Origin of the sequence: Pseudoalteromonas sp. MER144-MNA-CIBAN-0113 (assembly GCF_040308965.1) — a bacterium.
In the GTDB taxonomy this organism is placed as follows: domain Bacteria; phylum Pseudomonadota; class Gammaproteobacteria; order Enterobacterales; family Alteromonadaceae; genus Pseudoalteromonas; species Pseudoalteromonas tetraodonis.
In genome coordinates, this window is sequence record NZ_JBEOOG010000513.1 from 1 (window position 1) to 248 (window position 248).

Below are 248 nucleotides of genomic sequence, written 5' to 3' on the forward strand. Positions count from 1 at the left end.
GTTAATTCCTGATTATTGTAAGTTAATGGGTTTCGATAGTGATTATATTTCTTCGATGATGTCAGACAGTCAGCTTGACATCTCATCGATGAAAAAAGAAGAAATACAAATGCTAGTATTAGCTCATCACCAATTAAAATTAATAGACTGTTATTCTTTTAGTATTGAAGAATTGTCAACTTTGACCAGTTTGAACAATGAAATAATTCATAAAATAGTCGATAAGTTTAGTTTTAACACTTCTTCTT

At 28.6% G+C, this 248-nt stretch carries 1 protein-coding gene; it reads left to right on the forward strand.

What is annotated here, in order from left to right; all coding sequences use genetic code 11:
• Positions 1 to 25: 25 nt before the first annotated feature.
• Positions 26 to 248: hypothetical protein (locus tag AAEY57_RS20740; RefSeq protein ID WP_350608751.1), on the forward strand; the 223-nt coding region annotated here is incomplete at its 3' end.